Source organism: Nonomuraea antimicrobica, from assembly GCF_039536965.1.
Taxonomy (GTDB): Bacteria; Actinomycetota; Actinomycetes; order Streptosporangiales; family Streptosporangiaceae; genus Nonomuraea; species Nonomuraea antimicrobica.
On the sequence record NZ_BAAAZP010000077.1, the window covers coordinates 40533 to 47543 of the forward strand.

Sequence of the window (7011 nt, forward strand, 5' to 3'; positions counted from 1 at the left end):
TCGCCGTGTTCCCTGAACAAGTGTCGTGCCTTTAGGCCCACCCTCTGGGTAACGTCTGCCCCAGATCGGTTCGGCGTGCTTGGACGGACAGGCACGAACTGAGAGCGCGTTTCGCCTGGTAAACCCGGACAAAGTCGGCCGCGGCATGGCCGGAAACGCATGCAGACAAATGTTCGGCTACCCCCTGCGGTGGCTCGCTGCCGCCTGGGGTCTCTCCGGATCACGGGAAAGGGCTACTGGTGACGACGAATCCGTTCGAAGACCCCGAGGGCAGCTACCTCGTCCTGATGAACGACGAGGAGCAGTTCTCGCTGTGGCCGGAGTTCGCCGACGTCCCGGCGGGATGGCGGACCCTGTACGGCCCCTCCGCGCGCAGCGCTGCTCTCGACTACGTCAACGAGCACTGGACCGACCTGCGGCCGAAGAGTCTGCGCGACGCGATGGCGCAGACCGCGGCCGGAACTGCCCATGACGGACGGAGCGAAAGGCCGGGCCAGTGACGGACATCGTGAGCGACGACCGGAGCAGGGCCGTCGCGGACATCTACAACTCCACCGTGGCGGCCTGGGCGATCAGCGCCGCATGGGAGGTCGGCCTGCTGGACGAGCTGGATCTGTGCGGAGAGCTCAAGGTCGAGCAGTTCGCCGAGGACCACGACCTGGACCTGCGCTCGACGATCGGGCTGTTGCGCTCGCTCGCCGCGGTGCACGTGGTCGAACGGGGCGAGAACACGGTCAGGGTGGGGGCGAACTTCGAGGAGGTCCTGCGCAACCGCGCGTTCTTCCACTGGCTCTGCCGCGGCTCCGCCGCGCTGTTCACCCAGATACCCCACGTGATGCGCAACGAGAACAGGACGGGCGAGTTCTTCGAGCGGGACGCCGCGGCGATCGCCTTCGCCTGCCGGGAGATCAACATCCACTGCTATGACCCGGCGTTCCTGGCCGCGCTGGACCGGGTGGACTTCGACGTCACGACCGTGGCCGATCTGGGCTGCGGCAGCGGCGGCCGGGTCATCCAACTGAGCCGGCGCTATCCGAAGGCCCGCACGCTGGGAATCGACATCGCCAGACCGTCCCTGGCGGTGGCCGCGTCGGACGTCGAGGCCGCCGGGCTGGCGGACCGGGTCACGCTGATCGAGGCCGACGTGCTCGACCTGCCGAACCGTCCGGACTTCGCCGAGGTCGAGCTGCTCACCTGCTTCATGATGGGGCACGACTTCTGGCCGAAGGAGCGGTGCGTGCCGCTGCTGCGCGGGCTGCGCGAGGCGTTCCCCAACGTACGGCGGTTCGTGCTCGGCGACGCCACCAGGACCGTGGGGGTCCCCGACGACCGGCTGCCGGTCTTCACGCTCGGCTTCGAGTTCGGTCATGACCTGATGGGCGTCTACCTGCCGACCGTCGAGGAGTGGGAATCCGCGTTCGCGGAGAGCGGCTGGCGCGTGGTCGAGCGGAACCTGATCGACATCGCGGTCGGCGAGGTCGTCTTCGAGCTGGAGCCGGTGGGGGAGCGATGAGCGCCCCGGCCGCCGACCTGCTGAGGCTGCACTGCAACGAGAACCCGTACGGCCCGCCGCCCGGAGCCGTCCTGGCGGCCGGAGCCGAGCTGGAGGACTGGTGCGCCGCGTATCCGGACAGCGGGTGCACGGCGCTGCGCGCCCGTGTCGCGCGGCACGTCGGCGTGGACCCGGAGTCGGTGGCGATCGGCAACGGGTCCGAGGACCTGATCATGTTGACCGCGCTGACCTTCCTGCGGCCCGGCGACCCCGTGCTGGTGAGCGAGATGAGCTTTCCCGGCTACGCCATGGCGGCCACCATGGCGGGCGCCGAGGTCCGCACCGTTCCCCCCGACGGATATCGGATCTCCGCGCCGGCCATCTGCGCGGCCCTGACCGAAGAGCTCAAGCTCGTCTTCATCTGCAACCCGAACAACCCCACCGGGACCGTGCTCGACCGGGCCGAGGTGGAGCGGATCCTCACCAGCGCCGAGGCGGCCGGCGTGATCCCGGTCTTCGACGAGGCGTACATGGAGTTCGCGGGGCCCGAGTACGAGTACGCCGTCGACGCGGTTCGCGCCGGGCGCAGGCTGCTGGTCCTGCGCACGTTCTCGAAGCTGTGGGGGCTGGCCTCGCTCCGCGTCGGCTACGCGCTCGGCCCGCCCGACCTGATCGGCCGGATCGGCCGGAGCCGGCAGACGTTGCCGTTCGGCGTCAACCGGGTCGCGCAGCGCGCCGCGATCGCCGCCCTCGACCACGACGGCTTCGTCGAGGAGATGCGGAAACGCACGGTGGCGGCGCGCGAACGGCTGTGTGCCGGGCTGGAGTTGCTCGGGGCGGAGTTCGTGCCGTCGGCGGCGAACTTCGTGCTGGTCCGCACGTCCTCCGACAGCACCGCCCTGGCCGCCCGTCTGGCCGACGAGCACGGAGTGCTGGTACGGGACCTCGCCGCCTTCGGACTGCCCGGCCACCTGCGCGTGACGGTCGGCACGCCGGAGCAGGTGGACCGGTTCTGCGCCGCCCTGGCCGCCACGACGTCGAAGCCCTCTTCGCCGGCGGCGTCGGCGGGACTGGGCGACCGATCAGGCGCGCCGGTCCCGACGCTCGCGCCCGTCGGCCCCACGGAGCTGTTCAACAGCTACGTCGGAGCCAACGCGGTGTTCGCGCTGAACGAGCTGGGCGTCTGGGAGCACCTGCTCGACGGCGCGCGGACGGTGGCGTCGCTGGCCGCCGAGACGTGGGCGGATCCGGCCAAGCTCCTCCCACTGGTGCGGGTGGCCGCGTTGCTGGGCTACGTCGAGTGGCGGTCCGGCTCGGTCGCCCTGACGGCGGCAGGACGTGATCTCGCCGCCCAGCGGGGCTTCTTCACCTGGGCCGTCGGCGGCCACGGTGAGCTGCTCCGCAGGCTGGCCGACGTGGCGCTCGGCGCCGCGACGTTCGGGCGGGACCTCGGCAGGGACGGAGAGAAGGTGGCCGAGGGGTCGGGCCTGGTCGGCCGGATGCTGACGCGTCCGATAGAGCAGAAGGTGCTCGACGGGATCGCGTTCGAGTCGGTCGCCGATCTCGGCTGCGGGGACGGCTCGCGCCTGATCCGCATGTGCCGTGACGGCTCGCGGCGCGGGCTCGGGGTCGAGGCGGACGAGCGGGCCTGCGAGGCGGCCACCAAGTCCGTCGCGGAGGCCGGGCTCTCCGATCGCGTCACGATCGTTCGCGACGACGCGCGGCGGTGGGACGGCCGTCGCTTCCCCGGCGTCGACCTGGTGACCTGCTTCCTGATGCTGCACGACCTGTTCGCGGCGGTCGAGGAGCCCGCCGACGCGGTCAGGAAGCTGATCGAGGTGTTCCCCGATGCCAGGCGATTCCTCATCGCCGACACCGCGGCCGTGAACTGGGCCGGGCACGAAGGGCCGCTGCCGGCGTTCTCGCTGGGGTTCGAGCTGCTGCACGCGTACATGGAGACGCCGATCGTGGGCGCGGACACGTACCTGAACGCCTTCGCCGGAGCGGGGCTCCGGGTCGAACGCCGCGAGCAGTTCGGCTCGCCGTCGACCTGGCTGTATCTGCTCGTCCGAGAGTGAGCCACCCAGCAAATCACGAAAAGTCCTGACCAAGTCGCCCGACACAGTCGGAGGAGATGTGACATGCAAAGCAGAGTGGTGATCGTCGGCGGGGGCACTGCCGGCTGGATGACAGCGTCCTACCTGCGAGCCACGTTCGGCGACCGGATCTCGGTGACCCTGGTGGAATCGTCGGGCGTGGCCACCATCGGGGTCGGGGAGGCGACGTTCAGCACCATCCGCCACTTCTTCGAATATCTCGGCCTGGACGAGCGCGAGTGGATGCCGGAGTGCCACGCCACCTACAAGCTGGGCATCCGGTTCGAGAACTGGCGCAGGCCCGGCCACCACTTCTACCACCCCTTCGAACGGCTGCGCGTGGTCGACGGGTTCCCGCTGAGCGAGTGGTGGCTGCACCAGCGGCCGTCGGAACGTTTCGACCAGGACGTCTTCGTCATCGCGTCGTTGTGCGACGCCATGCGCTCGCCCCGGCACCAGAGCGGCCGCCTGTTCGAGCAGGACTTCGTGGAGAACGGCGACCAGCCGGTGTACCGGACCACGCTGGCGGAGCAGGACACGCAGTTCCCCTACGCCTACCACTTCGACGCGAGCCTGCTGGCGGGCTTCCTCGCGAAGTACGCCAAGCAGCGCGGCGCCGTCCACGTGGTGGACGACGTGGTGGACGTGGTGCTCGACGAGCGCGGCTGGATCAGCCACATCGTCACGCGCGACTTCGGCGAGATCGAGGGCGACCTGTTCGTGGACTGCACGGGCTTCCGCGGCCTGCTGATCAACCAGGCGCTCGCGGAGCCGTTCGTGTCCTACCAGGACACGCTGCCGAACGACCGCGCCGTCGCGCTGCGGGTGCCGGTGGACATGGCCAAGACCGGCATCCGGCCGTGCACCACCGCCTCCGCGATGGACGCCGGCTGGATCTGGACGATCCCCCTGTACGGCCGCATCGGCACCGGATACGTCTACGCGGGCGACTACTGCACGCCCGAGGAGGCCGAGAGCACGCTGCGCAAGTTCGTCGGCCCGGCGGCGGACGAACTGGAGGCCAACCACATCCGGATGCGGATCGGCCGCAGCCGCAGGTCGTGGGTGCACAACTGTGTGGCGGTCGGGCTGTCCAGCGGGTTCGTCGAACCGCTGGAGTCGACCGGCATCTTCTTCATCCAGCACGCCATCGAGCAGTTGGTGAAGCACTTCCCCGCCGAGTCCTGGGACGAGCGCCAGCGCGACTCCTACAACCAGCGGATGGCCCGGTGCATGGACGGCGTCCGCGAGTTCCTGGTGCTGCACTATCGAGGCGCGGCGCGCGCGGACAACGCCTACTGGCGCGACGCGAAGACCCGGACGCTGCCGGACGGGCTGGCCGAGCGGCTCGAACAGTGGCAGACCAGGCTGCCCGACACCGAGTCGATCTTCCCGTACTTCCACGGCTTCGAGCCCTACTCCTACACGAGCATGCTGCTGGGGCTCGGCGGCATCCCGCTGCGGCCGCCGCCCGCGCTGGGCCTCCTCGACGGGACGGCGGCGGCCAAGGAGTTCCAGGCGATCGGCGACCAGGCCCGCGACCTGGTCAACCGGCTGCCGTCCCAGTACAGCTACTTCGCCCACCTGCACGACCTGCCGCCGGAGCGACGAGCGGACGCCTCGTGATGACGGTCGGCCACGCGGTGGTCGTGCTGGGCGCGGTGCTGCTCGCCGCGTACGGCGGGCGGGCCGCCGCCCGCCGGCTCGGTCAGCCCCCGGTCGTCGGCGAGATCGCCGTGGGTCTGCTGCTGGGTCTCGCGCTGCTGACCGCCCCCGGGCCGCTGGCCCGTGACGTGGTGCTGCCGGGGCAGGTTATGGACCTGGTGCACCTGGTCGGGCAGGCGGGGCTCGCCCTCTTCATCGTCGGGGTCGCCCACGAGCTGCGGCTCGACCGGGAGGCGCTGCGGGACAGGGCCGTCGGGTGGGTGACGGTGGGCGCGCTGGTGCCGTCGGCGCTGGCCGGCGCGCTGCTCGGCGGTGTCGTGCTCTGGACCGGCCGCTCCGAGCTCCGCGGCGACGCGCCGCCCGCGGCCTTCATCCTGTTGATGACGATCGCGCTGGCGGTGTCGGCCGTGCCGGTGCTGGCCAGGATCCTCGTCGACCGCGGCCTGTCGGCGACGCGGACCGGCCGGCTGGCGATCACCGCGGCCGTCGCGGTCGACGCCGTCGCGTGGCTGCTGCTCGCGGTGGTGGCCGGCATCGTCAAGGGGGGAGCGGGCGGCGTCGTGGTCGCGGCGGGCATCGTGGTGGTCGGCCTGACCGTCGCCCTGCTCGTCCGCCGCCTGCTCACGGCCCCTCGGGTGCTGGCGGGCTGCGCTAGGGCACCGAGGAGCGTGGGCGTGGTGATCGCCGGGTGCGCGCTCGGCGCCGCGGCCGCCGCCGAATCGTGGGGACTGACCGCCGTGTTCGGGGCGTTCGTGGTGGGACTGGCGATTCCCACCGGGCCCGAGGGGGCCCGCTGGGGGCTGCCGGCCGGGATGGTGTCCAGAGTCGGCGGCTGGTTGATGCCGGTCTTCCTGGTGCAGACCGGCCTGACGATGTGGACCGCTTCGGCGAGCGTGCCCCTGCCGGTCGTGCTGGTCACGGCGGTCGCGGCGACCGTCCTGGCCGTCCTGGCCAAGATCGGCGGTGGGTACGTCCTCGCGCGGCGGGGCGGCGAGCCGCGGGTGACCGCGGTCCGGCTGGGCGTCCTGCTGAACACCCGCGGCCTCACCGAGATCGCGGTGCTGCAGGCGGGTTACAGCCTGGGCGTCCTCACGCCCGTCCTGTACCTCGCCCTGGTCGTGATGGCGCTGACCACCACCGCGATGACCGGGCCGCTGCTCTCTCTCATCGACCGGCCCGGGAGAGTGCCGGTGCCCGCCCTGCGGGTTTCCGCGTCGGAGCGGAGCGCGTCATGGTGAAACCGATCAGTCAGCCGGTCGACCAGCCGAGGGCCACCGCCGACCGGTTCCGTTCCCTGATGGCCGGGTTCCCCACCGGGGTCTGCGTGGTGACGACGATGGGGGCGCAGGGGCGGCCGTGGGGGATGACCTGCTCGTCGTTGTGCAGCGTCTCGCTGGATCCGCCGACCCTGCTGGTTTGCCTGCGGGACGGCAGCCCGACCCTGGACGCGCTGGTGCGCAGGGAGACCTTCACGGTGAACCTGCTGCATCACAGCGCTCGCCGTACCGCCGAGCTGTTCGCCTCCGGCGCGCAGGACCGGTTCGCGCGGGTCCGGTGGAGCGAGCCCGCCGACAGCGGCGGTCCGCACCTGCCGGACGACTCGCACGTGATCGCCGACTGCCGGGTCAGCAGGGCCGAGCTGATCAACGACCACGTGGTCGTCTTCGGCGAGGTGCTCCGGGTGGCCGTGGTGTCGATGCGGCGACCACTGCTGTACGGACTGCGCAGATATGCCGAGTGGCCCGACGACTGAGCCGG

At 71.2% G+C, this 7011-nt stretch carries 6 protein-coding genes; all 6 read left to right on the forward strand.

The features are described from left to right. The first annotated feature begins 239 nt into the window (after positions 1–239). Positions 240–500 (forward strand): MbtH family protein, encoded by a 261-nt coding sequence (locus ABD844_RS20230; protein WP_344879781.1) that lies wholly within the window; start codon positions 240–242, stop codon positions 498–500. Then, positions 497–1513 carry an SAM-dependent methyltransferase gene (locus ABD844_RS20235; protein ID WP_344879784.1) on the forward strand — a complete coding sequence of 339 codons (1017 nt, stop codon included), beginning with the start codon at positions 497–499 and terminating at the stop codon, positions 1511–1513. The genes ABD844_RS20230 and ABD844_RS20235 overlap by 4 nt, the downstream gene beginning before the upstream one ends. Then, positions 1510–3570 carry a histidinol-phosphate transaminase gene (gene hisC / locus ABD844_RS20240; RefSeq protein WP_344879787.1) on the forward strand — a complete coding sequence of 687 codons (2061 nt, stop codon included), beginning with the start codon at positions 1510–1512 and terminating at the stop codon, positions 3568–3570. The genes ABD844_RS20235 and hisC overlap by 4 nt, the downstream gene beginning before the upstream one ends. A 63-nt stretch (positions 3571–3633) precedes the next feature. Then, the gene (locus ABD844_RS20245; RefSeq protein WP_344879790.1) at positions 3634–5214 is read left to right on the forward strand and encodes a tryptophan halogenase family protein; all 1581 of its coding nucleotides are present in this window, start codon (positions 3634–3636) and stop codon (positions 5212–5214) included. Further along, complete coding sequence (locus tag ABD844_RS20250; protein WP_344879793.1) at positions 5214–6491, forward strand: cation:proton antiporter; 1278 nt, start codon at positions 5214–5216, stop codon at positions 6489–6491. Before ABD844_RS20245 ends, ABD844_RS20250 begins: the two co-directional genes overlap by 1 nt. Further along, positions 6485–7006 (forward strand): flavin reductase family protein, encoded by a 522-nt coding sequence (locus ABD844_RS20255; protein ID WP_344879796.1) that lies wholly within the window; start codon positions 6485–6487, stop codon positions 7004–7006. The genes ABD844_RS20250 and ABD844_RS20255 overlap by 7 nt, the downstream gene beginning before the upstream one ends. Positions 7007–7011 lie beyond the last annotated feature (5 nt).

Excerpts from the sequence above, each read along its gene's own strand:
- hisC (WP_344879787.1), top strand. The coding sequence starts at position 1,510 with ATGAGCGCCCCGGCCGCCGACCTGCTGAGGCTGCACTGCAACGAGAAC.
- ABD844_RS20245 (WP_344879790.1), top strand. The coding sequence starts at position 3,634 with ATGCAAAGCAGAGTGGTGATCGTCGGCGGGGGCACTGCCGGCTGGATG.
- ABD844_RS20250 (WP_344879793.1), top strand. The coding sequence starts at position 5,214 with ATGACGGTCGGCCACGCGGTGGTCGTGCTGGGCGCGGTGCTGCTCGCC.
- ABD844_RS20255 (WP_344879796.1), top strand. The coding sequence starts at position 6,485 with ATGGTGAAACCGATCAGTCAGCCGGTCGACCAGCCGAGGGCCACCGCC.